Annotated in this window: 26 protein-coding genes; all 26 read right to left on the bottom strand. The window is 65.4% G+C overall.

From position 1 onward, the window contains the following. Positions 1–58: 58 nt before the first annotated feature. Positions 59–745, bottom strand: coding sequence for a 7-cyano-7-deazaguanine synthase QueC (queC, locus tag OUZ49_RS01085; protein ID WP_266148054.1), 687 nt, complete (start codon positions 743–745; stop codon positions 59–61). Positions 746–905: 160 nt separating this feature from the next. Further along, entirely contained in the window at positions 906–1,595 is a 690-nt protein-coding gene (gene queE, locus OUZ49_RS01080) for a 7-carboxy-7-deazaguanine synthase QueE (protein WP_266148053.1), read from the bottom strand. 10 nt (positions 1,596–1,605) lie between these two features. Further along, entirely contained in the window at positions 1,606–2,502 is an 897-nt protein-coding gene (gene ybgF / locus OUZ49_RS01075) for a tol-pal system protein YbgF (RefSeq protein WP_266148052.1), read from the bottom strand. After that, complete coding sequence (gene pal / locus OUZ49_RS01070) at positions 2,502–3,008, bottom strand: peptidoglycan-associated lipoprotein Pal (RefSeq protein ID WP_266148051.1); 507 nt, start codon at positions 3,006–3,008, stop codon at positions 2,502–2,504. Before pal ends, ybgF begins: the two co-directional genes overlap by 1 nt. A gap of 249 nt (positions 3,009–3,257) precedes the next feature. Next, positions 3,258–4,574 (bottom strand): Tol-Pal system beta propeller repeat protein TolB, encoded by a 1,317-nt coding sequence (gene tolB / locus OUZ49_RS01065; protein WP_266148049.1) that lies wholly within the window; start codon positions 4,572–4,574, stop codon positions 3,258–3,260. A gap of 8 nt (positions 4,575–4,582) precedes the next feature. Beyond that, positions 4,583–5,527, bottom strand: a complete 945-nt coding sequence (gene tolA / locus OUZ49_RS01060) for a cell envelope integrity protein TolA (RefSeq protein WP_266148048.1) — start codon at positions 5,525–5,527, stop codon at positions 4,583–4,585. After that, positions 5,524–5,961 (bottom strand): protein TolR, encoded by a 438-nt coding sequence (gene tolR / locus OUZ49_RS01055; RefSeq protein ID WP_266148047.1) that lies wholly within the window; start codon positions 5,959–5,961, stop codon positions 5,524–5,526. Before tolR ends, tolA begins: the two co-directional genes overlap by 4 nt. Before the next feature lie 15 nt (positions 5,962–5,976). Continuing rightward, complete coding sequence (tolQ, locus tag OUZ49_RS01050; RefSeq protein ID WP_266148046.1) at positions 5,977–6,666, bottom strand: protein TolQ; 690 nt, start codon at positions 6,664–6,666, stop codon at positions 5,977–5,979. Positions 6,667–6,695: 29 nt separating this feature from the next. Then, positions 6,696–7,109, bottom strand: a complete 414-nt coding sequence (ybgC, locus tag OUZ49_RS01045) for a tol-pal system-associated acyl-CoA thioesterase (protein ID WP_266148045.1) — start codon at positions 7,107–7,109, stop codon at positions 6,696–6,698. A 162-nt stretch (positions 7,110–7,271) separates the two neighbouring features. Next, a complete protein-coding gene (ruvB, locus tag OUZ49_RS01040) occupies positions 7,272–8,318 on the bottom strand; it encodes a Holliday junction branch migration DNA helicase RuvB (RefSeq protein ID WP_266148044.1) in 1,047 nt (348 codons plus the stop codon). Positions 8,319–8,415: 97 nt separating this feature from the next. Next, complete coding sequence (locus tag OUZ49_RS01035; protein WP_266148619.1) at positions 8,416–10,293, bottom strand: potassium transporter Kup; 1,878 nt, start codon at positions 10,291–10,293, stop codon at positions 8,416–8,418. A gap of 27 nt (positions 10,294–10,320) precedes the next feature. Then, the gene (gene ruvA, locus OUZ49_RS01030; RefSeq protein WP_266148043.1) at positions 10,321–10,920 is read right to left on the bottom strand and encodes a Holliday junction branch migration protein RuvA; all 600 of its coding nucleotides are present in this window, start codon (positions 10,918–10,920) and stop codon (positions 10,321–10,323) included. Further along, the gene (ruvC, locus tag OUZ49_RS01025) at positions 10,917–11,438 is read right to left on the bottom strand and encodes a crossover junction endodeoxyribonuclease RuvC (protein ID WP_266148042.1); all 522 of its coding nucleotides are present in this window, start codon (positions 11,436–11,438) and stop codon (positions 10,917–10,919) included. Before ruvC ends, ruvA begins: the two co-directional genes overlap by 4 nt. A gap of 39 nt (positions 11,439–11,477) precedes the next feature. Next, on the bottom strand, positions 11,478–12,212 hold the full coding sequence (locus tag OUZ49_RS01020; protein ID WP_266148041.1) for a YebC/PmpR family DNA-binding transcriptional regulator: 735 nt from the start codon (positions 12,210–12,212) through the stop codon (positions 11,478–11,480). Between the two features lie 105 nt (positions 12,213–12,317). Further along, positions 12,318–12,956 carry an esterase/lipase family protein gene (locus OUZ49_RS01015; protein ID WP_266148040.1) on the bottom strand — a complete coding sequence of 213 codons (639 nt, stop codon included), beginning with the start codon at positions 12,954–12,956 and terminating at the stop codon, positions 12,318–12,320. Positions 12,957–13,060: 104 nt separating this feature from the next. Continuing rightward, positions 13,061–14,833: an aspartate--tRNA ligase gene (gene aspS, locus OUZ49_RS01010; RefSeq protein ID WP_266148039.1), complete on the bottom strand. Its 1,773-nt coding sequence runs from the start codon at positions 14,831–14,833 to the stop codon at positions 13,061–13,063. A 129-nt stretch (positions 14,834–14,962) separates the two neighbouring features. After that, the gene (locus tag OUZ49_RS01005; protein ID WP_266148038.1) at positions 14,963–15,556 is read right to left on the bottom strand and encodes a DUF3011 domain-containing protein; all 594 of its coding nucleotides are present in this window, start codon (positions 15,554–15,556) and stop codon (positions 14,963–14,965) included. Between the two features lie 125 nt (positions 15,557–15,681). Then, a complete protein-coding gene (locus OUZ49_RS01000) occupies positions 15,682–15,957 on the bottom strand; it encodes an FmdB family zinc ribbon protein (RefSeq protein WP_266148037.1) in 276 nt (91 codons plus the stop codon). Positions 15,958–16,120: 163 nt separating this feature from the next. Next, entirely contained in the window at positions 16,121–16,837 is a 717-nt protein-coding gene (locus OUZ49_RS00995) for an adenosylcobinamide-GDP ribazoletransferase (RefSeq protein ID WP_266148618.1), read from the bottom strand. Beyond that, entirely contained in the window at positions 16,834–17,412 is a 579-nt protein-coding gene (locus OUZ49_RS00990) for a histidine phosphatase family protein (protein WP_266148036.1), read from the bottom strand. Before OUZ49_RS00990 ends, OUZ49_RS00995 begins: the two co-directional genes overlap by 4 nt. After that, positions 17,409–18,455, bottom strand: a complete 1,047-nt coding sequence (cobT, locus tag OUZ49_RS00985; protein WP_266148035.1) for a nicotinate-nucleotide--dimethylbenzimidazole phosphoribosyltransferase — start codon at positions 18,453–18,455, stop codon at positions 17,409–17,411. Before cobT ends, OUZ49_RS00990 begins: the two co-directional genes overlap by 4 nt. After that, positions 18,452–18,973 (bottom strand): bifunctional adenosylcobinamide kinase/adenosylcobinamide-phosphate guanylyltransferase, encoded by a 522-nt coding sequence (gene cobU / locus OUZ49_RS00980; protein WP_266148034.1) that lies wholly within the window; start codon positions 18,971–18,973, stop codon positions 18,452–18,454. The genes cobT and cobU overlap by 4 nt, the downstream gene beginning before the upstream one ends. Further along, positions 18,961–20,445: a cobyric acid synthase gene (locus tag OUZ49_RS00975; RefSeq protein ID WP_266148033.1), complete on the bottom strand. Its 1,485-nt coding sequence runs from the start codon at positions 20,443–20,445 to the stop codon at positions 18,961–18,963. Before OUZ49_RS00975 ends, cobU begins: the two co-directional genes overlap by 13 nt. After that, positions 20,442–21,440: a threonine-phosphate decarboxylase CobD gene (gene cobD, locus OUZ49_RS00970; RefSeq protein ID WP_266148032.1), complete on the bottom strand. Its 999-nt coding sequence runs from the start codon at positions 21,438–21,440 to the stop codon at positions 20,442–20,444. Before cobD ends, OUZ49_RS00975 begins: the two co-directional genes overlap by 4 nt. After that, positions 21,433–22,362 (bottom strand): adenosylcobinamide-phosphate synthase CbiB, encoded by a 930-nt coding sequence (cbiB, locus tag OUZ49_RS00965; protein ID WP_266148030.1) that lies wholly within the window; start codon positions 22,360–22,362, stop codon positions 21,433–21,435. Before cbiB ends, cobD begins: the two co-directional genes overlap by 8 nt. Beyond that, positions 22,359–23,657, bottom strand: coding sequence for a cobyrinic acid a,c-diamide synthase CobB (locus tag OUZ49_RS00960; protein ID WP_266148029.1), 1,299 nt, complete (start codon positions 23,655–23,657; stop codon positions 22,359–22,361). Before OUZ49_RS00960 ends, cbiB begins: the two co-directional genes overlap by 4 nt. Positions 23,658–23,666: the final 9 nt, after the last annotated feature.

The raw sequence follows: 23,666 nt of genomic DNA, 5'->3' as shown, positions 1-23,666 counted from the left end.
CTTCAAAGGCAAGCCCGCAATTTTATTGACTTAGCGCCGAAGGCACAAGCAAGCGCGTTCAGATATAGCGGGTCGGATCGGGCAAACCAGCCGAAATGAAGCCTTGCGCGCGCAGTCGGCAGGCGTCGCAATGGCCGCAGGCGCGGCCTTCGGTGTCCGCCTGGTAGCAGCTGACGGTGATCGAGAAATCCACCCCCAGGCGCTGGCCTTCGCGTGCGATATCCGCCTTGCTCATGCGCATCAGCGGCGCGCGGATCTTGATGCCCGCCCCTTCCACGCCGGCCTTGGTGGCCACGTTGGCAAGTTGCTCGAACGCTTCGATAAAGGCAGGCCGGCAGTCCGGATAGCCGGAATAATCCACCGCATTGACGCCGCACCAGAGGTCATTGGACCCAAGCACTTCGGCCCAGCCCAGCGCGATCGACAACATGATGGTGTTGCGCGCAGGCACATAGGTGACCGGAATGCCGTGGTCGCCGGTCTGATCCAGCGGGACATCGATATCGGCGGTCAGTGCCGACCCGCCGATGGTGCGCAGGTCCACCTGGACGGTCTTGTGTTCGACCGCGCCCAGCGCACGCGAGACGCGCTCGGAAGCCTCCAGCTCGGCGCTGTGACGCTGTCCGTAGGCAACGCTCAGTGCGTGCACCTGGTAGCCCTGTTCACGGGCCAGGGCGATCGTGACGGCCGAGTCCATGCCGCCGGAGACGAGTACGACGGCCTTGCGGGGGGATTCCTGTGACATGCGTTGCATCCATCCAAGTCAGGCCGGTCACCGGCCGAAAAACGCCACCGGCAAAATGGCCGGCGCGTGGGAAGCTTTGTTGGGGCATGGTGATGGCCCCAAGAAACTCATGGTGTCGCGAGGTTGTATCGCGCACTGGGTGCGCTCCTACACAAGCGGTTCAGTGGCCGGGTTCGTCGTTCCATAGCAGCTTGTGCAGCTGCAGCTGGAAGCGTACGTCGAGCTTGTCCTCGATGATCCACTCGGCCAGTTCGCGCGGCTGGATCGCGCCATGCACCGGCGAGAACAACACCATGCAACGCTCGATCAGTCGATGCTCGGCCACCACGCCGCGCGCCCACTCGTAGTCGGCCCGGCTGGCAATGACGATCTTGACCTGATCATGCGGCAACAGCAGCTCGATGTTCGACCACAGGTTGCGCTGGCTTTCGCCGGAATCGGGCGCCTTCAGATCCATCACCTTGCGCACGCGCGGATCAACCTGCGATACATCCAGCGCGCCGGAAGTCTCCAGCGACACGTCGTGGCCGGCATCGCACAGGCGCTGGAGCAGGATCAGGCAGCGCTTCTGCGCCAGCGGCTCGCCGCCAGTCACGCACACATGCCTGGCACCATGCGCGGCGACTTCGGCCACGATGTCGTCGATCTCGCGCCAGTTGCCGCCGTAAAACGAATACTCGGTGTCGCACCAGACACAGCGCAGCGGACAGCCGGTCAGCCGCACGAACACGGTGCGCCAGCCAATCGCATCGGCCTCGCCCTGGATCGAGTGGAAGATCTCGGTGATGCGCAAGCGCTCGGATGCTGCTTGCGATGAGGTGGTAGGCACCACGCTCGCGTTACTGCTCACAACTACAACCTCAATTGGCCGGCTGCAGTTGGAGCCGGCGCAGACGTTCCTGGGCCAGCTTGGCCGCGTTGGAACCCGGATACTTGCTGGATACCGCCTTCAGCGTGGCCTTGCCGGCATCGACCTGCTTCAGCTCGAGCTGGCTGTAACCGAGCTTGAGCATGGCATCGGGTGCCTTCTCGCTTTGCGGGAACTGACTCAGCAGGTGCTGAAAAGCTTCGACCGCCACCGGGTAATTCATGGTGACGTAGTACGACTCGCCCAGCCAGTAGAAGGCGTTTGGCGTCAGCGGACTGTCGGGGTACTGCTGGATGAAATTGCGAAAGCCACGCGACGCTGTCACATAGTCGCCGCCACGCAGCGCCTTGAATGCATCATCGTAAGCAGCCTGCGCGCCCGCCGCATTGGCCGGCGTCGGCGCTGCGCCAGCGGCCTTCGCGTTCTTGCCCTTGCCTGCGTCCGGCGTCGCCGCAGCGACGGCACCCGCGGCGGCGGCCACAGCCGGCGCGGCGTTCGGCGCATTGGGCGCAGGCGCCGGATTCGCGTTGGCGGCACCGGCGGCAGTCCCGCCCGCGGCACCGGCACCACCCTCAAGGCGGCCCAGGCGCGAATCGAGATCCGTGTACTGTGCTTTGTTCTTGTCGTCGGCCTGCTGCAGCTGATGCTGAAGCTCCTCGACCTGACCCTGCAGCTGCTGCACCTGCGATTGCAGTGCCTGCACCTGGTTGACCAACCCCACGCCGCCCTGGTTCTGGTTCTGCGCCTGCTGCTCGAGCCGCGCCACGCGGTCGGCCAGGCTCAAGCGGGAATCCTGCGCCAGTGCTGGGACGGCAAAAAGCATGGCGGACGCGAATGCGCCCGCCATGCTCATCCTGGCTGTAAAACTTTTAGCCAGATGCTGCTTCATTACTTCGCCGTGTAGATGATCTCGACGCGACGGTTCTTGGCCCAGCAATCCTCGTTGTGCTCACGGCACACCGGCTTTTCCTTGCCGAACGAGATCACGCTGAGCTGGCTGGCCGAGCCGCCGTTAGCCTGCAGGGCGTTCGACACGGCGTTGCCACGGCGCTCACCCAGGCCAAGGTTGTACTCGCGGGTACCGCGCTCGTCGGTGTGGCCTTCCAGACGGATGGCAGCCATCGGGCGGTCCTGCAGGTACTTAGCATGGCACTGCATGATCTGCTCGAACTCAGGACGGATCACGTCCTTGTCGAAATCGAAGTACACGACGCGCTGACGCAGGCAGGCATCGGTATCGAGATCGGCCGGGGTGAACTTGTTGCTGGTCGGGGCCGGCTGAGTCATGGGCTGCGGCTCAGGCTGCGGCTGCGGCTTAACTTCCTGCTTCTTCGAGCATGCGGCCGCGCCAACGCAAAGCAGGGCGACCAGGGCAACGCGAATGGTCTTATTCATGGTGGACGTTCCTTCAAACAGGTTTGAGTTCCGACAGTCAGTAATGATTGCGGTTTCGGGACAGTGATCGCCGGTCAACCGGCTGTTATTTTGACATTTTGCTGCCGGCGGTGCGCTGTCTCGCAACCGCCTGACCCGCCGATTGCGACGCACTGCCGCGACCGACAAGCTGTTTGATCCGGGGTGTGGTTATTGCATTCACACCCGAATCACATGGCCGTGCCGCTTACGCGTCACGGCATGAACTGATCAACGCTCCCGGTAGGGCCCCCAGGCCGGTTCGCGGACATCGCCATCGGACAGCACGAGGCGCTGCCGGACCAGGCCATCAGCCGATACGGCATACAACACGCCACGGCGTCCTTCGCTGGCGGCATACAACAGCATGCTGGCATTGGGCGCGAAACTCGGCGTTTCATCGATTGGACCCGGCGAAATGAAGCGCACCTGCCCACCCAGACTGCGGTCCATAATGGCGATACGATACACGTTCCCGTTGCCCTGCACCATCGCGATCTGCTTGCCGTCATAGCTGATCGAGGCGTTGGCGTTGAACTGACCCTGGAACGTGATGCGGTCTGCGCCACCACCGCTGGCCGGCATCTGGTAGAGCTGCGGACGGCCGGAACGGTCCGACGTGAAGATGATGCTCTGGCCGTCCGGAGTCCAGCGCGGCTCGGTATCGATCGCCAGATTGTTGGTCAGGCGGGTCTCCTGGCGGCTGGCCAGATCCATCACATAGATCTCGGGATTGCCCTGATAGGACAGCGAGAGGGCCAGCTTGCTGCCATCCGGCGACCAGGCCGGAGCACCATTGATACCCTTCGACCTGGCCGACACCAGCTGACGCGAACCGGTAGTGATGTCCTGCACGTAGATGGCCGAATTGCCACTCTCAAACGACACGTAGGCGATCTTGCGGCCATCCGGCGACCACGCCGGCGACAGCAGCGACTCGCGCGAGCGGGCCACGACCTGCGGGTTGTAGCCGTCCGAATCCGCCACGATCAGCGCATAGGTGGTGTTGTTGCCTAGGCCTACGGCCGTGATATAGGCAATGCGCGTCCAGAACGCTCCGCGTACGCCGGTGATCTTTTCGTAGATCTGGTCGGCGATCTGGTGGGCGACGCCGCGGAGGTCACCGACCGGTGCGGTGAAGGCCTGGGCCAGCAGACTCTGCTGCTTGTTGACGTCCCACAACTCGTACTCGACGCGCAGGCTGCCGCCACCCGCGTCAATGACGCGCCCCACCACCATGTAGTCCTGCTTGAGCAGGCGCCAGGTGGCGAAGTTGATGTCCGCACCCTTGGAGGGCGTCTCCACGATCTCGCTCTTGGCCAGCGAGCGGAATTTGCCGGACCGGTTGAAGTCGTTGCGCATGACGTCGGCAACGTCGGTCGCCAACGGCTCGCCGCCGGCCTGGGCAAACGGCACCACGGCGATCGGGGTGGCCGTCTTGAGTCCGCCGACGATGTCGACATTGAGCGACTGGGCTGCGGCCGGACCGGCGATCAACGCGGCGACGACCAGCAGGACGAGGGCAAGGCTTGTGCTCAATTTGCGCATGGGCTTCATCACTGCGGCCTGAAAGTGAAATCAAGTTGGCGTGGGAACACGCTCTCGAAGCCCTTGTAGGGCAACGGCTGCGCACGTAACACGGCGTTTTCGATAGAGCGCCTGCCGGCCTCGTCATACGGACAGCTCGAGTCGACCTTGGCGCTCATCACCTCGCCGCCGGGCAGCTGCACGATGTGCACGATGCACGGCGCGTCCGGCATGTTATCCGGGCGAAGCCAATTCTGCGTGACCGCGTTCTGAACCGCCGCCAAATATTGCGCCAGCAGGCCGGCATCCGGCCCGTTGGTGCCGGTCTGGCGCTGCTCGGCGGCGGGCACGTTGGCCAGGCCGTTGTCCTTGGCGTTCTTGAGGTCTTCCATCTGCTGCTTGGCCTGCTTGGCCTTGTCCTGCGCCTTCTGGGCCGCGTTCTGGGCCGCATCAAGCTTGGCGAACATCTCGTCGAGCTTCTGCTTGTCCTGCTTTTGCTTGGCCGCCTGGGCGTCCAATTCCGACTGTCGCTGGCGCTGCTTTTCTTCCTGTTCCCTCTTCGCGTCCTCAGCCTTCTGCAGGGCATCGGCCACGACCTTCTCCTGGTCCTTGGTATCAGGATGCTCGGGCGGCGGCGGCAGCGTCTTGACCACGGGCGCCTGTTCCTGGGGTACCGGCGGCGGCACGGTCGGTGGCGGCGGCACCGTGTCCGGGATCGGCTTGGCCTTGACCGCCTTCGGCGGCGGCGCGCCGGTAGGGCCGACCAGGGTGGCTTCGATGATCTCGCCCGGCAGCTCCAGCGGCTTGGCGCAGGTGATCGGATTCCAGTTGGCCGGCAGGTGCAATGTCGCGAACAGGTTCTCGTAGAACGAGCACGGCACCACCGCGAGGGTCAGGAAACCCACGATGCCCAAATGGAGGATGGCAGAGAGTACGACGGCCTTGGACGTACCCTTGGGGGAGTCGGCCCTCATTTCTTGTTGCCCGACTCCGGCGCGCTCATCAGACCGACCTTGGCCACGCCGGCCTGCTGCAGGTCGGCCAGCACCTGATACACGCCGTCGTACTTGCCGTCGCGATCACCGGCGACGAGTACGCTGACCTCGGGGTTCGCCTTCACGAACGCTCCGACCTTGGCCTTCATGGTCTCCACGTCGATCGGCTGGCGCTTGTCGGTGCCCAGGGTCAGGTACAGCTGGCCATTGGCATCGACCGCGACGATCACCGGATCCTTCTTGTCCTGCAGCGACTTCGCGTTCGCCTGCGGCAGGTTGATGTCGACGTTCTTGTTGATCATCGGCGCGGTGACCATGAAGATGATCAACAGCACCAGCATCACGTCGATGTACGGAACGACGTTGATCTCGGATTTGAGCTTGAAGCGCTTGTGTCGCGCAGTGCTTCGCATGATTCAAGCCCTCGCTCAGGCCGACGCGTCGTCGGCCTGGATCTGCCGCTGCAGCACGGAGGAGAATTCCTCCTGGAACACCTCGTAGCGGGAGGCCACGCGCTCGACCTTGTTGGCGAAGCGGTTATAGGCCCACACCGCGGGAATCGCCGCGAACAGACCCATGGCGGTAGCAATCAGTGCCTCGGAGATGTGCGGCGCCACCACGGCGATGGTCACGTCCTTCATCTCGCCCAGGCCCTGGAACGCGCCCATGATGCCGATGACGGTGCCGAACAGGCCCACGTAGGGGCTGATCGAACCGACGTTGGCGAGGAACTCCAGGTTGCGCTCCAGCCGTCCGATTTCGCGCGTACCGGCGACGCGCATGGCGCGCTCGGAACCCTCGATGACCACGCGCATGTCATGCGTCTTGCGCTGGCGCTGGCGCACGAACTCACGGAAGCCCGACTCGAACACGTTTTCCATGCCGCCGTTCTCGGCGCCGCGGTTGCTCACCTCGCGGAACAGCTGGGCGAGGTCGGCACCGGACCAAAAGCGCTCCTCGAAACTCTCGGCCTCTTCCATCGCCGCCTTCAGCTGCGAGACCTTGCGGATGATGATGACCCACGAAAGGAACGACAGCACCAGCAGCGCCAGCATGACGAACTGGACCAGGATGCTCGCTTCCGCGACCAGCTTGATAATGTTGACTCCACCGTTCATTGCTCGAAGGTTCTCCAGCGCAGGTACTTTTATTGAGGGGAAAGGCCAGGGGTAAAATCGGCCGGAATTTGCACCGGACGCATTCGGCGGACATCGACACAGGCCACGCGCACCTTCGCGCGAATCAGCTCCGTTCCGTCCACCCGGCGGATCGTTTGGGCAAAGAGGATACTGGCTGCGCGCCGTTCTTTGACTTCGACGCTTACCGACAGTTCATCATCCAGCAGGGCCGCCCGCAGGAAGTCGATCTGCATTTCCCGGACCAGGAAGGCCAAACCGGTGGTTTCCTTGTAGGCCGCCTGGTTGATACCCATGGCCCGCAGCCACTCGCTGCGCGCTCGCTCCATGAAACGCAGATAGCTGGCGTGATAGACCACGCCGCCCGCATCGGTATCTTCCCAATAGACGCGGACGGGCCAGTGGAAGGGTTCGTGATCGGTCATGGGCTGGGGATCTAGGAGCTGACTTTGGGGTGAGGGATGGGTGGTGGGGGCGCGAAAACCACCCGCTGCGACCAACCGGAAGCTTGCAGACGGAACATGGCATGCTCGCGGCTATCGTGCGGACTTTCACCCCCGCTACCCGCTCCCCGCCCCCGCCCCCGCTCAAACATTCCCGTCACCTGCGAACAGATCCACCGCCATGGGCTGCCGTGGCGGCGGCGTCAGGCCCAGGTGTCGCCACGCCTTGGCGCTGGCCATGCGGCCGCGCGCGGTGCGCACCAGGAAACCCTGCTGGATCAGATAAGGCTCGACTACGTCCTCGAGCGTGCCACGGTCCTCGCTGAGCGCGGCGGCCAGCGACTCCACGCCCACCGGGCCACCGTCGAAGCTTTCGATGATGGTGTGGAGCAGACGACGGTCGAGATCGTCGAAACCCTCGGCGTCCACCTTGAGCATCTCCATCGCGGCGCGGGCGGCGTCGAAGGTGATCTGTCCTTCGGCACGCACTTCGGCGTAGTCACGCACGCGACGCAACAGGCGATTAGCGATACGCGGGGTGCCGCGCGAGCGCCTGGCAATCTCCTGCGCCCCCTCCGGATCGCAGGCAATGCCCATGATGCGGGCCGAGCGCCGCACGATGGCGGTGAGCTCTTCGGGCGTATAGAACTCCAGACGCTGCACGATGCCAAAGCGGTCACGCAGCGGCGCCGTCAGCAAACCCGCCCGCGTGGTCGCGCCGATCAGGGTGAACGGCGGCAGGTCGAGCTTGATCGAACGCGCGGCCGGGCCTTCGCCGATCATGATGTCGATCTGGAAATCCTCCATCGCCGGATAGAGCACTTCCTCGACCACGGGCGACAGGCGATGGATCTCGTCGACGAACAGCACGTCGTGCGCTTCGAGATTGGTCAGCAAGGCGGCCAGGTCGCCGGCGCGCTCCAGCACCGGGCCCGAGGTGGAGCGGACATTGACGCCAAGCTCGTTGGCAATCACATGGCTCAAGGTGGTCTTGCCCAGGCCCGGCGGCCCGAAGATCAGCACGTGATCCAGCGCCCCGCCCCGTTTCCTGGCAGCCTCGATATAGATCGACATCTGCTCGCGCACGGCCTGCTGGCCCAGATACTCGGCCAGCCGCTTGGGACGGATGGAGGCCTCAAGGGCCTCGTCGTCCAGATGAGCGGCGGCGGTGACGATGCGGTGGTCGGTCATGGGGCCGAATTATGGCAGAGCGCCGCCCGGCAGGCTCGAAAAAGCTGCATTCACCACATATTCGACCGGGGGCGAGGCGGCCGTGGACGCCTCTCGCTCAGATCTCGACCTGCGCACCCAGCTCGATCAAGCGGTTGCCGGGAATCTGGAAGAACGCCGTGGCCGGCAAGGCATTGCGCGCCATGAAGGCGAACAGCTTGTCGCGCCATAGCGCCATGCCCGGACGGCGCGCGTCCGCGATGATGGTTTCGCGGGACAGGAAGAAGGTGGTGTCCATCATGTCGAACGGCAGCCCGACTTTCTGGCACTTGGACAGCGCGCGCGGGATGTTCGGATCCTCGGCGAAGCCGAAGCGCAGTTCGAGACCATAGAAGTTGCCGCCCAGCTCGGTGATCTCGATGCGCTCGTTCGGCTCGGCCACCGGCGTCTCCAGCATCTCCACCGTCAGCAGCACGTTGCGCTCGTGCAGCACCTTGTTGTGCTTGAGGTTATGCAGCAACGCATGCGGCACGGAATTCTGGTTGGCGGTGAGGAATACGGCCGTACCCGGCACGCGCAGCGGCGGATGCTCGGCAATGTTCTCGATGAACGGCTGCAGCGCCAGCCCGGATTGCTTGATCTCGCGCACGACCAACTCGCGACCGCGGCGCCAGGTGGTCATCACGATGAATACGGCCACGCCCAGTACCAACGGGAACCAGCCGCCGTATTCGACCTTGATCAGGTTGGCGCCCAGGAAGGACAGATCGATGGTCAGCAGCAGGATGCCAGCCACGATGACGGTAAGCCGGCTCCAATGCCACTGCCGGCGCGCCACGATCAGGGCCAGGATCGTCGTGATGGTCATGGTGCCGGTCACCGCGATGCCGTAGGCCGCACTCAAGCTGTCCGAACTGCGGAAACCCACCACCGCCAGCAGCACCATCACCAGCAGGAAGTTGTTCACCCACGGCACGAAGATCTGGCCGGACATCTCACGCGAGGTATGCACCACCGGCATGCGCATCGAATAACCCAGCGACATCGCCTCGCGCGTCATCGAGAACGCACCGGAGATCACCGCCTGCGAGGCGATCACCGTGGCCACCGTGGCCAGGCCGATCATCGGGTACAGCACCACGCTCGGCACCAGCTTGAAGAACGGGCTGTCGATGGCTTCAGGGTGTTCCAGCAGCAGCGCCCCCTGGCCGAAGTAGTTTAGCACCAGGGCCGGCAACACGAAGCTGAACCAGGCCAGGCGAATCGGCCGCTTGCCGAAATGCCCCATGTCCGCATACAGCGCCTCGGCGCCGGTCAGCGCCAGCACCACGCCACCAAGCGCGATGAACGCCTGCATGCCATGGGTGAAGAAGAAACGCACGCCATAGACCGGATTGATTGCCGTCAGCACGTGCGGGTTGTGCACGATCATGTTCGCGCCCAGCAGCGCGATGACGATGAACCAGACCACCATCACCGGGCCGAACAGCTTGCCGACGCGCTCGGTGCCATGTCGCTGCAGCGCGAACAGGAAGAACAGGATCACCGCCGTGACCGGCACGACCCAGCGATCAAGATGAGGCGCAGCCACCTTGACGCCTTCCACCGCCGAAAGCACCGAGATGGCCGGCGTGATCACACCGTCGCCATAGAACAGCGCTGCGCCAAAGATGCCGATGATGGCGAGGAACCAGCGCTGGCGCGCATCGCCTTTGACGCTGCGCAAGGCCAGCGCCAGCAGCGCCATGATGCCGCCCTCGCCTTTGTTGTCGGCGCGCATGATGAACACGACGTACTTGAGCGAGACCACCAGGATCTGCGCCCAGAAGATCAGCGAGAGCACGCCATAGATGCTCTCCGGCGTGGGCTTCATGCCGTCGTGGCTCAGCGTCGTCTGCAAGGTGTACAGCGGGCTGGTGCCGATGTCGCCATAGACCACGCCGATCGCACCAAGCGCCAACGCTGCAAGGCGTCGCTTGGTATCGGCGTCGGTCATGCCGTGGGTGGAATCCGGGGTCACGGGTCAATTCCCTAATGCGGCGCGCAGCGCCTTGCGGATGATCGATTCAGCAGTGTCGCCATCGGCGGCGACTTTCTGCACAAGTCGGGTGACTTCAGCCGGCTTGTAGCCGAGCTGTTGCAACGCGACGGTGGCTTCGCCCGCGGGGTCCAGCGGCGCGCCATTCGCCTTGTTTGCCAGGCCAGACAATGGCGCGGCCAAGCCATCCACGCGGTCGCGCAACTCGACCACGATGCGTTCGGCGGTCTTCTTGCCGATGCCGGGGATCTTGGTCAGCGCGACCACGTCGCCGGTTTGCACCAGTCGAGCAAAATCGTTGGTGGATACGCCGGAGAGCACGGCGAGCGAAATCTTCGCGCCAATGCCGCTGACCTTCTGTAGGCTGCGGAACAGCGTGCGCTCGGCTTCGTGAAAGAAGCCGTACAGTGCCACGCTGTCTTCCTTCACCGCGTAGTGGGTGAGCAGGGTTACTTCCTTGCCTATCGACGGCAGGTCGTAGATGGTGGACATCGGCGCTTCCAGCTCGTAACCGACGCCGCCGACTTCAATCAGCAACCAAGGTGGCTGCTTGGAGACCAGGATGCCGCGCAGTCGACCGATCATCGGCGACGCCTCCATGCCGTGCGCGGAATGCCGACGCGATCCAGGCTTGCGCGGGTATGCGCGTGGGTCACCGCAATGGCGAGCGCATCCGCCGCGTCGGCCTGCAACGGCCCCTTCAGTCCAAGCAGGACGCCAATCATGTGCTGCACCTGGGTCTTGTCACCGCGACCGCTACCGACCACGGCCTGTTTCACTTCCGTCGCTGCGTACTCGTGCACCGCGACCCCCTGACTCACCACCGCGCAAATCGCGGCTCCCCTCGCCTGGCCCAGCTTCAGCGCCGAATCGGCATTGCGCGCCATGAATACGCGCTCGATGCCGCATTCGTCCGGCCGATGGGCGGCGATGATGGCACACAGCTCGTCAAATATGCGTTTCAGGCGCAACGGGAAACTGGCTTCGCCAGCCACCGCCAGCGCGCCATGGAAAACATGCGACAGCTTGCCGCCGGCGTCGACATCGATGATGCCCACACCGGTGCGCTGGCTGCCCGGATCGATGCCGATGATGCGCGTCATGGGCGTGGGTTCGCGAGGGCCTTGAGAGCCCGTGCGAACTTAGTTGGCTGCCTCGGTCGGCAGCAAGGCGTTATGGGAAACTTCGCTGACATCGTCGAGTGCATCGAGCTTCTCGAGCAGGTCCTGCAGTGTCTCCAAGGCCTCGTCGGGCACCGCCACGCGGTTGTTCGGACGCATGCCGACGCCGGCGTGCTGGGCATTCAGGCCTGCCGCCAGCAAGGCCTGCTGCACCGCTTCGAAGTTTTCCGGCGCGCACAACACGGTGCTCTCGCCATGCTCGTTGACGACGTCGTCGGCACCGGCATCGAGGGCAGCTTCCAGCACCTTTTCCTCCTTGGCCTCGTCGCCGCCGGTGGCGAACACCAGTTCACCCACGCGCGAGAACTGGAACGCCACCGAACCGGAGGTGCCCAGGTTGCCGCCGTGCTTGGTCAGGGCGTGGCGCACGTCCGCCACGGTGCGGACTGGGTTGTCGGTGAAGCAGTCGATGATCAGCGCGATGCCGGCCGGGCCGTAGCCCTCGTAACGCAGCTCTTCCATCGCGGCGCCGCCATCGGCGCCCGAGCCGCGCTTGATCGCGCGCTCGATGGTGTCCTTGGTCATATTGGCCGACAAGGCCTTGTCCACCGCCGCGCGCAGGCGCGGATTGGCAGACGGATCAGCGACGCCGGCGCGCGTGGCCACGGTGATTTCGCGGATCAGCTTGGTGAATACCTTGGCGCGCTTGGCGTCTTCGGCGTTCTTGCGACCTTCGATGGACGGGCCTCTACCCATGACACTTCCTGCAAATCTGGCAATAGAACAGAGCGCGAATTCTATCCTTTCGGGACGGCGGGCAGGCAAGCCGCCTCGTCAAATGGCGAAATCGGCGACCCGGGGTCAGGAATCCGTACGGTCGAAGCGGCCGCGTTGCAGGAATTGCGTCACCTGACGCGCCGCCTCGACGGAGAACAGCAGGCCCGTATGGTTGGTCTCGATCACGCAATGGTCGGCAATGCCAGGCAGGTGCGTCTCGTCGACAGCCACGGTACCGTCGTTGTCACCCTCGAACTGGCCCAGCACCGCGCCCAGGCCGAGCGACAGGCGTCCGGCAACCACGCCGACCTCGCGCTCACCCTCCCAGCGCTCGAAGCCGTATTCGAGCAGCTCGCGGTTGCCTCCCAGCAGCGCCTCGCCACCGCGCCCCATGCCGGCAAAACCGCGCGCCGCGGCACTGCCCTTCAAGGGCGATCCCAGGCAGACGACCCGGCCCGGCGGCAGATCGACGTCTTCCGCGCAGGCGCGCAGCGCCAGCAGGCCGCCCAGACTGTGGCCCACCAGGTGCACGGCCTCCGTCTCCTGCGCCAATTCGTGGATACGTGCTTCCAACCGGCTGAGGATGCGCTGCTGGGTGGCCGCCACGCTCATATAGTCGAAGCGATGCACGCGAAAGCCGGCCTCCATCATGCGCCGGTGCAGCATGGCCAGCGCAAAACCGCGCATCCACAGGCCGTGCAGCAGGATCACATGATCAGACATTCAGGGACCGCAGCATGAGGAGTCGTGAATGGAACCATAGGCAGGATGGCTCCAGCTAAGCAAACCTGCCTGTAACCAGCCTGTCGCTCCTCGTGCATCCAGGCTCAGCCGTGAAGCTTGTCCGCCGCGGCGATTCGCACATGAAGCTCCTTCAATTGGGGCTCCGAAACCATCGACGGCGCGTCGGTCATGAGATCCTGCGCGCTGGTGGTCTTGGGGAAGGCGATCACGTCGCGGATCGATTCGGTACCCGCCATCAGCGCTGCAATACGATCGATACCGAAGGCCAGGCCACCATGCGGCGGCGCGCCGAACTTCAGCGCCTTCAACAGGAAGCCGAACTTCAGCTCGGCCTCTTGCGGACCGATGCCAAGCAGGTCGAACACCGTACTCTGCATGTCCGGACGATGGATACGGATGGAACCGCCACCGATCTCGTTGCCGTTGAGCACCATGTCATAGCCGCGGCTGACGGCGTTCGCAGCATTGGCGCGCAGCTCGTTCACGTCATCGACCTTGGGCGCCGTGAACGGGTGATGCAGGGCAACGAAGCGCTGCTCTTCCTCGTCGTACTCGAACATCGGGAAGTCGGTGACCCACAACGGCTTCCAGCTGTTCTCGACCAGGCCGCGATCCTTGCCGACCTTCAGGCGCAGCGCGCCCATGAAATCGGTCACCGCCTTCCAGCTGCCCGCGCCGACGAAGACCATGTCGCCGCTCTGCGCTCCCGTGAGTGTGAGCACGCCATCCAGCGCCGCGTCATCGAGGAACTTCGCCACCGGCGAGTTGATGCCTTCGCGGCCCTTGGACAGGTCGTCCACGCGCAACCAGGCCAGGCCCTTGGCGCCGTACTTGGCGACGTACTCGGTGAGCAGGTCGATTTCCTTGCGGCTCAAGCTGGCGCCACCCGGCACGCGCAGCGCCGTCACGCGGCCGTTGGCGGCATTGGCGGGCTCGGCGAAGACCTTGAACTCGACGTGCTTGACCGCCTCGGCGATGTCCACCAGTTCCAGCGCGATGCGCAGATCCGGCTTGTCCGAACCGAAGCGACGCATCGCTTCGGCCCAGGTCATGCGCGGGAAGCTGGGATCGAGCTCGACGCCCTGCACTTCCTTGAACACGTGGCGGATCAGTTCCTCCACGAAGTCCTGCACGTTTTTCTCTTCGACGAAGGCGAACTCAAGGTCGAGCTGGGTGAATTCAGGCTGGCGGTCGGCGCGCAGGTCTTCGTCACGGAAGCAACGGGCGATCTGATAGTAGCGATCGAAACCGGCCATCATCAGGATCTGCTTGAACAGCTGCGGCGACTGCGGCAGCGCGTAGAACTGGCCCGGATGCACGCGGCTGGGCACCAGGTAGTCACGCGCGCCTTCCGGCGTAGCCTTGGTGAGGATCGGCGTCTCGATATCCTGGAAGCCGCGCGCGTCGAGGTAACGACGCAGCGCCTGCACCAGCTTGATGCGCGTGCGCATCATCTTCTGCATGTCGGGACGACGCAGGTCGAGGTAGCGGTAGGTCATCCGCATGTCCTCGTTCGGGTTCTCATGCAGCGCGAACGGCAGATCCTTCGCCGCATTGAGAATCTCCACCGTATCGGCCAGCAGCTCCACCGTGCCGGTGCGCAGCTTGTCGTTCACCGACAGGCGCTTGCGGATGGTGCCGGTGACGCGCAGGCAGTATTCGTTGCCGATCTCGCCTGCCACCGCGAAGGCAGCCGCGTTCTCGCGCTCGACCACCACCTGGGCCAGGCCCTCGTGGTCACGCAGGTCAACGAAGGCCACATGGGCCTGCAATCGGATCGTGTTGACCCAGCCGCACAGGGTGACGGTCTGGCCGACCAGTGCCTCGTCGATGAGGCCGCAGTAATGCGTGCGCATGCGCTTGGAACTCCGGGCCGCAGGGCGGCGTAATGCGTGGAAAAGACCCGGAATGTTAACACCGGCGGCCACGGAGACGGGCAGTGCCGCGCGGCGGCAACCGTCGCGCGGCACTGGACCACCCGCGGTTTACCAGCGCCGGTCTACCGCAAACAGGCCCCGGCAACCCCGGGTAACCCACACGCCGGCACGGTTCCAGCCCCAGCTGTAGCCCTCCTCGCAGGGGCTGCCGGACAGCTGCTGCAGCAGGCGCACGCCACCGCGGGCGCCCACGTCGACCTGGCAGAATTGCTGCTGCTTGTCATTGCTTTCGCACTGAAAACGGATCTCGCGGTCCCAATCCGGACCGGGGCGCCACTCACCCTGGTCCCGATCATCGTCGTCGCGGCGGTCGTCATCGCGGCGCTCGTCGTCCCGCCGGTCGCGGTCGCGCCACTCGCCACCATGCCCCGCTTCCACGAACAGGCCACGGCAGCCGCGATCGACCCACAGGCCTTCGCGATCCACGCCCCAGCTCCGCCCGTGCTCACAGGGGCTATTGGATTCCTGGCGAATCAGCTCGGCATCACGCCATGGCATCTGGCAGCGGGTGAAGCCGCCGTCCTCGCTGCCACAGCGGATCGCCTCGCGCCCCTGTGCGTGCGCCTGAGGCATGGCGCTCAACAACGCACCAGCCAGCAGGCCCACCACTACCCCCATGCAACCCGTTCGAATTTGCGGCATCGGCAACGCTCCCCTTGTGATGGGGCGCCACGCTAACGGACGCATGCTCAACCGGATTTGAATAACTTGCGACGAACCCGCACAAACTTACCGCACGTCCATGCGGCGTTCAGATCCAGCCTCGATCAGGTGTCGCTGCTGGTGCTGGTGGTGCTCGGCGCGGGTGTTGACGGCTTGGCAGCCTCACTGTCGCCGGCAAGGTTGCGCTTTTTGTCGCCGTCCTTCTTGAAGTCGGTCTCGTACCAGCCGCCACCGGCCAGGCGGAAGCTGGGCGCGCTCACGCGGCGCTTCACCTCGGCCACGTCGCAAGCAGGGCAAACGCTGGGATCGGGATCGGACAACTTCTGCAGGCGGTCGAAACGATGGCCGCAGCCGCTGCATTCGAATTCATAGATAGGCATGGAAACTCCGGAATCGGCCAACGTCCCGCAGGGGACTTCCTCCGGTCGCGAACGCTGGCAACCATGCATTATCGAGGCGTGCGGGGCAAATTCAACGTCCCGGCGTGGTCCGCCAGACCAGCCATGCCCCGGCCGGACGTCCAAACGCCGAAGCGAGGCGAGCTCAGGCCGCCAGCGCGAGTAGCACGGCAGCTTCCGTCAGCTCGGTCAGCGCACCGCAGGTATCGCCCGTCATGCCGCCCAGCCGCCGCATGCAGGCCAGGCGCCAGCATGCGAACACCGCCAGCACGACAACCAGCGCACGCAAGCCATGCCAGTCAGCGCAGAAACAAAGCAACCCGGTCACCAGCAATGCAGCCACGCTGGCCCCGCGGGAGGCCCCGAGTAGCCCACTACCCAGTCCGCCGCTGCGTACGTAAGGCGTGCTGGTGAAGGCCGCGGTCAGCACCGCGCGCCCCAGCAGCGGCGCAAGCCATAGCGCCGCGCTGTGCGGCGGCAGGCTGGCCAGGGCGGCAAACTTCAGCAGCAGCACCAGCACCAGTGCCACCACACCCATCGGGCCGCAGCGGGGATCCTGCATGATCGCCAGGGTGCGCTCGCGGTCGCCAAGACCGCCCACCCAGGCGTCGGCGCTGTCTGCCAGGCCATCCAGGTGCATGGCCCCCGTCAAACCGACCCAGACCGCCAGCAGCACCGCCGCAACCAGCAGCGGCGGTGCCGAGGCCAGGGCCCAGGCAAGCACCCACAGCAGGCCGCCGATCAGCAAGCCCACCGCCGGATACCAGGCCAGCGAGGACGACGACGAAGCGCCATCGAACGCCCGCGCCGGCACCGGCAAGCGGGTGAGAAAGCCGATGGCGATGAGCAGGCCGCGCATCAGGCCTTGACCAGGCCGGCCGCCGGTGCCGCCCACGCCAACGGATGCACCGAGGCATGCGGCACGTCGATCGACGCCATCTCGCCAAAGTCACGCCCGTCCGCCTCGCAGTGAAGCAGGCGGATCACCCCGCCGTGCGTCACCACCAGTACCCGGCGGGTCTCTGCTTCCACGGCGACGTCATTCAGTGCTGCGCACACGCGCTGGTGGAACAGCGGGAAAGGTTCACCACCCGGTGGCGCACAGTTCACCGGATCGGCCCAGAACTGGGCCAGGGCCTCGCCTTGTTCGTTGGCAAGGACGTCGATGGGGACGCCTTGCCACTTGCCAAAGTGATACTCGGCCAAGCGTTCGTCCGTCCTGAGCGGGACGCGTCGCGCCGCCGCCAGGTCATGGGCAAAGTCGGCGCAGCGTCGCAGCGGCGAAGTCACCACCGCGTCCCAGCTGCGCCCGAAGATCGCCGCACGCATCTGGGTCCAGCCCAGCGCACTGAGCGCGTCGTCCAGTTGTCCCCGGTAACTTCGTTGGCCGGTGTCGCCATGGCGCAGCAAATCGATGCCGACGTGCTTGCCCGTCATGCGCCACTCACCCCGGCCTGGGCGAACGTGGCCATGCGCGAATGCAGTTCGCAGGCCAGGCGCATGAGCGGCAGGGCGGTAGCCGCACCGCTTGCCTCACCCAGGCGCAGACCGAGGTCGATCAGCGGATCGGCGTTCAGCGCGGCGAGCGTCTGCGCGTGCCCGCGCTCCCGCGACCGATGGCCAAAGAACATCCACTCACGACAGCCGGGATGAATGCGCGTCGCCGTTAGCGCCGCTACCGTGGTGATGAAACCATCGACCAGGACCGGCAGGCCCTGCTGGGCCGAGGCGATATAAGCACCGGTCAGTGCAGCGATCTCGAAACCACCCACCCGTCCCAGCCAGGTCAGCGCGTCGTCATCGGCCGCATAGCGGGCCAGGCCCCGTGCAATCACCGCTGCCTTATGGTCGATGCCTGCCGCATCCAAGCCCGTGCCCGCTCCCGCCAGCCGGCTCGGCAGTTCGCCCAGCAGGGCGCAAGCCAGCGCCGCCGCCGCGGTGGTATTGGCAATACCCATCTCACCGCCAATAAACAGTTGCGCGCCAGCCTCGCGCGCCGCTGCGACGCTTTCGGCGCCGGCGCGCAAGGCCAGATCGAGCTGGGCCGCCGTCATCGCCGGCCGCTCGCAGAAATTCTCCGTCTGCGGCGCAATGAACGCGCGACGCACATTGGGCAAGTCACCCGGATCGTTCACGGTGCCGAGGTTCACCACTTCGAGCATGGCGCCCAGCGAGCGCGCAAGCACGCTGATGGCGGCACCGCCGTTGGCGAAATTCCGCACCATCTCGCCGGTCACCACCTGCGGGAAGGCCGACACGCCTTCCGCCGCCACGCCATGATCAGCGGCAAACACGCTGATCCATACGCGCTGGACGGCCGGACGCGCCGTGTGTTGCAGCCCGGCCAGGCGAATGGCCAGGGTCTCCAGCGTACCCAGCGAACCTGGCGGCTTGGTCAACTGGGCCTGATGTTCACGCGCGAGTTGCTCACTTTTCTTATCAACGTTTTGACATGGCAAGGACAGCCAATCGAGGCTCATGCAAGACTTCCTTTGAGGGCCAGCGGCATGCCGGCCGCAACGAACAGCACACGCTCGCACTGGTTGGCGAGCGCCTGATGCAATCGACCCGCTTCATCGACGAAGCGGCGTGTAAGTTCACCCAGCGGCACCACGCCGAGCCCCACCTCGTTGCTCACCAGCAGGACCTGTCCGGTCAACGAGGGAAAAACCTCTAGCAGGGCCGCGCGCTCACGTTCGAAACGCGATGGATCGGCATCGCCGAGCAGATTGCTCAGCCACAACGTGAGGCAATCGACCAGCACGCATCGCCCTGGCCGCGCCTGTGCACGCAAGACATCGGCCAGTGCCAGCGGCTCTTCCACGCTGGCCCAGTGGGCCGGGCGCTGCGCCCGATGGTGCGCGATACGCGCCTCCATTTCGGCGTCATGCGCCTGCGCGGTAGCGATATAGACCACGTCATGACCGGACGCGGCGGCGAGCCGTTCCGCCATGGCGCTCTTGCCCGAGCGGGCACCACCGAGTATCAGGGTGCGCATGCCGGCTCCGTCGCACGCATCTTCAGCAGGCGCAACAGCGCCGAGGTATCGAGATGGGTTTCCACGGCATCGGCGAGCCGCTCGATGCTGGCTTCACGCAAGACGTGCATGTCGACGGGAGTAGCATCGCGCAAGCCAGCCCAGGCCAGCAACGCACCCAGTGCCTGTGGCTGGTCGAACAAGCCGTGCAGATAGCTGCCCAGGATCCGACCGTCAGACGACACGGCACCGTCAGGCATACCCCCGTCCAGCACGCTCGAAGGCCTTGCCAACGCGGCGCCTCGGCTGACGCCGCAATGGATCTCATAGCCGCTCACCCGCGCCCCTCCCAGGACCAGTTCTCCAGCCACGCGGCGCAATTTCTTGCGCCCCTCCAGCGTGGTTTCCATGTCCAGCCAGTCGAGCCCAACACTGGAGCCCGGCGTGCTCTCGATGCCGTGGGGATCATGCACGAAGCGGCCCAGCATCTGGAAGCCACCACAGATACCGATCAACTTGCCGCCATAACGGAGATGCCGCTCGATCGCGTCCGTCCAGCCGTTTGCGCGCAACCAGGCGAGATCGGCCCGGGTGGACTTGGACCCGGGCAGCACGATGAGATCGCACGCGGGAGGGAATTCTCCGGGCCCAACGAACTGCACGTCGACGTCAGGATGCGCGCGCAAGGCATCGAGATCCGTGTGATTGCTGATGCGCGGCAAGGCCGGCACGGCCACGTACAGGCGTGCGCCGGGCTTGTGCGGCCGATCGCGTGGCAAGGCGTCTTCCGCTTCGACCTGCAGTCCTTGCAGATAGGGCAGCACGCCCAGTACGGGCTTGCCGGTTGCGCGTTCCAGCCAGTCCAGGCCCGATTGCAACAAGGCGGGATCACCGCGAAAACGGTTGATGACGAAACCGGCAACGCGCGCGCGCTCACTGTCGGACAGCAGCGCAAGCGTGCCGACCAGATGCGCAAACACACCGCCGCGGTCGATGTCGGCGATCAGCAACACCGGACAATCGACGGCTTCGGCGTAACCCATGTTGGCGATGTCCCGCTCGCGCAGGTTGATCTCGGCGGGGCTGCCGGCACCTTCCACGATCACCGCGTCGTACTGCGATACCAGTCGCGCGTGAGACGCCAGCACCGCCTTCATCGCGATGCGCTTGTAGTCGTGATAGACACGCGCATCCATGTTGGCGATGGCATGACCGTGCACGATGACCTGGGCACCCACATCGCTGTTCGGCTTCAGCAGGACCGGATTGAAGTCGGTATGCGGCGCCACACCCGCCGCCTGCGCCTGCACGGCCTGGGCGCGACCGATTTCACCACCATCCACGGTAACGGCCGAATTGAGCGCCATGTTCTGCGGCTTGAACGGCGCCACGGCGACGCCGCGCCGATGCAGCCAACGACACAGCGCCGCCACCAGGGTGCTTTTCCCCGCATCGGACGTGCAACCCTGCACCATCAATACGCTGGCGCTCATCGGCCCAACCCCATCGAACGAATACTTGCCAATGCTTCGCCCAGGCGAAGCAAGCCAGCCTCATCGGCAGGCAATCCAAACCGCAGGCTACGCGGCTCGTCGAATAGCCGCGTGAGGATGCCGCGCGCGGCCAGCGCGTGATGCCACATTGGCGCCTGTTCATCACGCCACCAATGGAAGAGCGCGCAACCGGCCGTCGGTGTGATCGCGTGCATGCGCAACACCTCGGCAAGCCGCGCGCTGCGATGTCGCAGCCATCCGCGTGCCTCCGTTTGCCAGCCGCGATCGGCCAGCGCCAGCTTGAGCACATGGCGAGTCGGCCCGCTCAAGGTCCACGGACCGAGATAGTCTCGAAGCGTATCCAACAGCGGCCTGGACGCACATACAAAGCCCGCGCGAATGCCGGCCAACCCAAAGAACTTCCCCACCGAACGCAACACGACCAGGTCGTCACGCGTGGCAAACGGACTAAGGCTGTCTTCCGGCGTGACATCCATAAAGGCCTCATCGACGATCAGCCAACCGCCACGGGCGCTGAGGCGCGCGTGGCAGGCCAGCAAGGCCTCGCGCTCGAAGCGCTCGCCACCCGGGTTATTCGGGTGGATCAGCACGATGACGTCGAGCCCGTCGACACGCTCCAACAGCGACGATGCCGATAGACAGCTCACCTCGTGGCCCGCCCTGCGCCAGGCATGCGCGTGCTCGTTGTAACCGGGAGCGATGACGCCTACGCGGGACGGCCCGCGCAAGCTTGGCAGTGCCTGGATGGCGGCCTGCGAACCGGCAACCGGCAGCAGCTGTGGTGCGCCATAGTAGGCCTGCGCCACGTCCACCAAGCCATCGTCATCCTCGGGCAGCCGCTGCCAGGCCTCGGCGGGAAGCTCGGGCACCGGCCACGCGTGCGGACTGATGCCGGTGGAAAGATCAAGCCAGTCCGCGGGCGCGATGCCATACGTGATCACTGCCTGGTGCAGGCGTCCGCCGTGCTCAAGCATGGCTCGCCACCTGCCATGACAGCGCCACCAAGCATGCCAGCACCAGCCACAGCGCCACGCCACGCCGCACCAGTCGAAGCGCGCGGGCGATAGAGTCCGCATCTGCAGGCAGCCCTTCGCCCAGCAGCGGGCGGGATTCCCACACGCCGGCATAAGGCGCCGCGCCACCCAGCTGCACGTCGATCGCACCCGCGCCAGCCGCCATCACGGGGCCGGCATTCGGGCTGTCCCATGCGGGTGCCTGCGTCTGCCAGCAACGCCATGCCCGTGTCGCGTTGCCGAGCAGCGCATAGGTCGTCGCGGTAAGCCGCGCCGGTACATAGTTGAGCGCATCATCGAGGCGCGCCGCGGCCCAGCCAAAGCGCTCGTAGCGTGCCGTGCGGTATCCCCACATGGCGTCGAGCGTATTGGCCAGCCGATACAACACGGCGCCCGGCGCACCGCACAGGACAAACCAGAACAACGCGCCGAACACGGCATCGTTGCCGTTCTCCAGGACGGACTCGGTGGCCGCCGCTGCGACCTGCGTTTCGTCGAGCAGCGGCGTATCGCGACTGACCATGCGACCGACCGCCGTACGCGCCCGGACCAGGTCGCCGTCATGCAGTGCACGCGCGACGGGCACGGCGTGCTCGCCAAGGCTGCGCAAGCCGACGGCGAAGTAAAGCACCACCGCATCGAACGCGTAGGCGAGCCACCCAGCCACGCTGCCGAGCATCCTGGCCGCAAGCCAGCTGAGAATGACCAGCGGCAACACCGCGAGGCTCCAGGCAAGCAGACCGGCCATGCGCCGATCGCGATACAGGCGTGCTTCCACCCGACCCGCAAACAGGCCAAATCCCACCAACGGATGCGCACGCCTCGGCTCGCCCAGCCAGGCGTCGAGCAGGATCGCGGCCAGCATGGCGAGTGCCGTGGTCATGGCAGGAACAATGCCGTCGCAGCCTGCGGATTGGAGGGAAAGTACGCATGCATGAAGCTCGCCGTCAGGCGCTTCCGGCGATAGACGCCTTCGCTGCTCGGCCCCTTGTCGGGGTTGACGGCGATGGCCAAGGGCTCCCCATCGATGCCGGCATGCGCGTAGTGGAAGGTGTGTCCGCGCAGCGTGCCTTCCGGCAAGGTGACCGATTGCATGCCGAGTCCGCCCAGCCGCGCCTGCATGGTGGCGCGACCTGGCAACAGGCCGGCCATGCTGAAGGTCTCGCCGTCGCGACTGGTCAGCGCATCGAGCGCGTAGAGCATGCCGCCGCATTCAGCGAGCAGCGCCTTGCCGGCATCGACATGCGCATGCAAGGCCTGGCGCAAGCGGTCATGGCGTGACAGTGCCGGCAAATGAAGCTCCGGATAGCCACCGGGCAACCACACTGCATCGCAATCAGGCAGGGCTTCGCCCGCGATGGGCGAGAAGAACAGCAGCTCGGCGCCCGCTGCATGGAGCACGTCCAGGTTCGCGGGGTAAATGAAACAGAACGCCTGATCGCGCGCGATCGCGATGCGCAAACCTTGCAGACGCGAACCGATGTGCGGCGTCGCCACCGGCGCAAATGCCACGGGTGCAGGCAGCAGGGACGAGGCATGCGCAGCCCAGGCATCTGCCAGCGCATCGAGGCGGGCATCGATATCCGCCAACTCCCCGGCCGAGACCAAGCCGAGATGGCGTTCGGGCAAGGCCAGCGCTGCATCACGCGGCAGGGCACCCAGCCAGGGCAGATCGCGCGGCAGACTCTCGGCCAGTAGTTGCGCGTGATAGGCACTGCCGACGCGGTTGGCGGCGATGCCATGAACCTGCAGCCCCTCGCGATAGCGCGCCAGGCCCGTGGCGATGGCACCGAAGGTCTGCGCCATGGCCGAGCCATCGATCACGGCCAGCACCGGCAAGCCGAGCTTCTGTGCGAGGTCGGCGCTGGACATGCCGCCGTCGAACAGACCCATCACGCCTTCCACCAGGATCAGATCGGCGTCTCCGGCAGCTTCGTGCAAGCGCGCGCGGACATCGTCCTCGCCACCCATCCATAGATCGAGCTGATACACCGGTGCCCCGCTGGCGCGTTCGAGCACCATCGGATCCAGAAAGTCCGGGCCCGTCTTGAGTACGCGGACGCGCCTGCCGGCGCGCGTATGCCAGCGCGCCAGCGCCGCGGTCACCGAGGTCTTGCCCTGGCCTGAAGCGGGTGCGGAAACCAGCACGGCCGGGCAATGATGGGTCTTGGCTTGCATCGACATCTC

The sequence above is a fragment of the Dyella halodurans genome, assembly GCF_026283925.1.
Classification (GTDB): domain Bacteria; phylum Pseudomonadota; class Gammaproteobacteria; order Xanthomonadales; family Rhodanobacteraceae; genus Dyella; species Dyella halodurans.
Note: the sequence above shows the minus strand (reverse complement) of the source record. Positions and strands in the feature narration are given on the sequence as shown.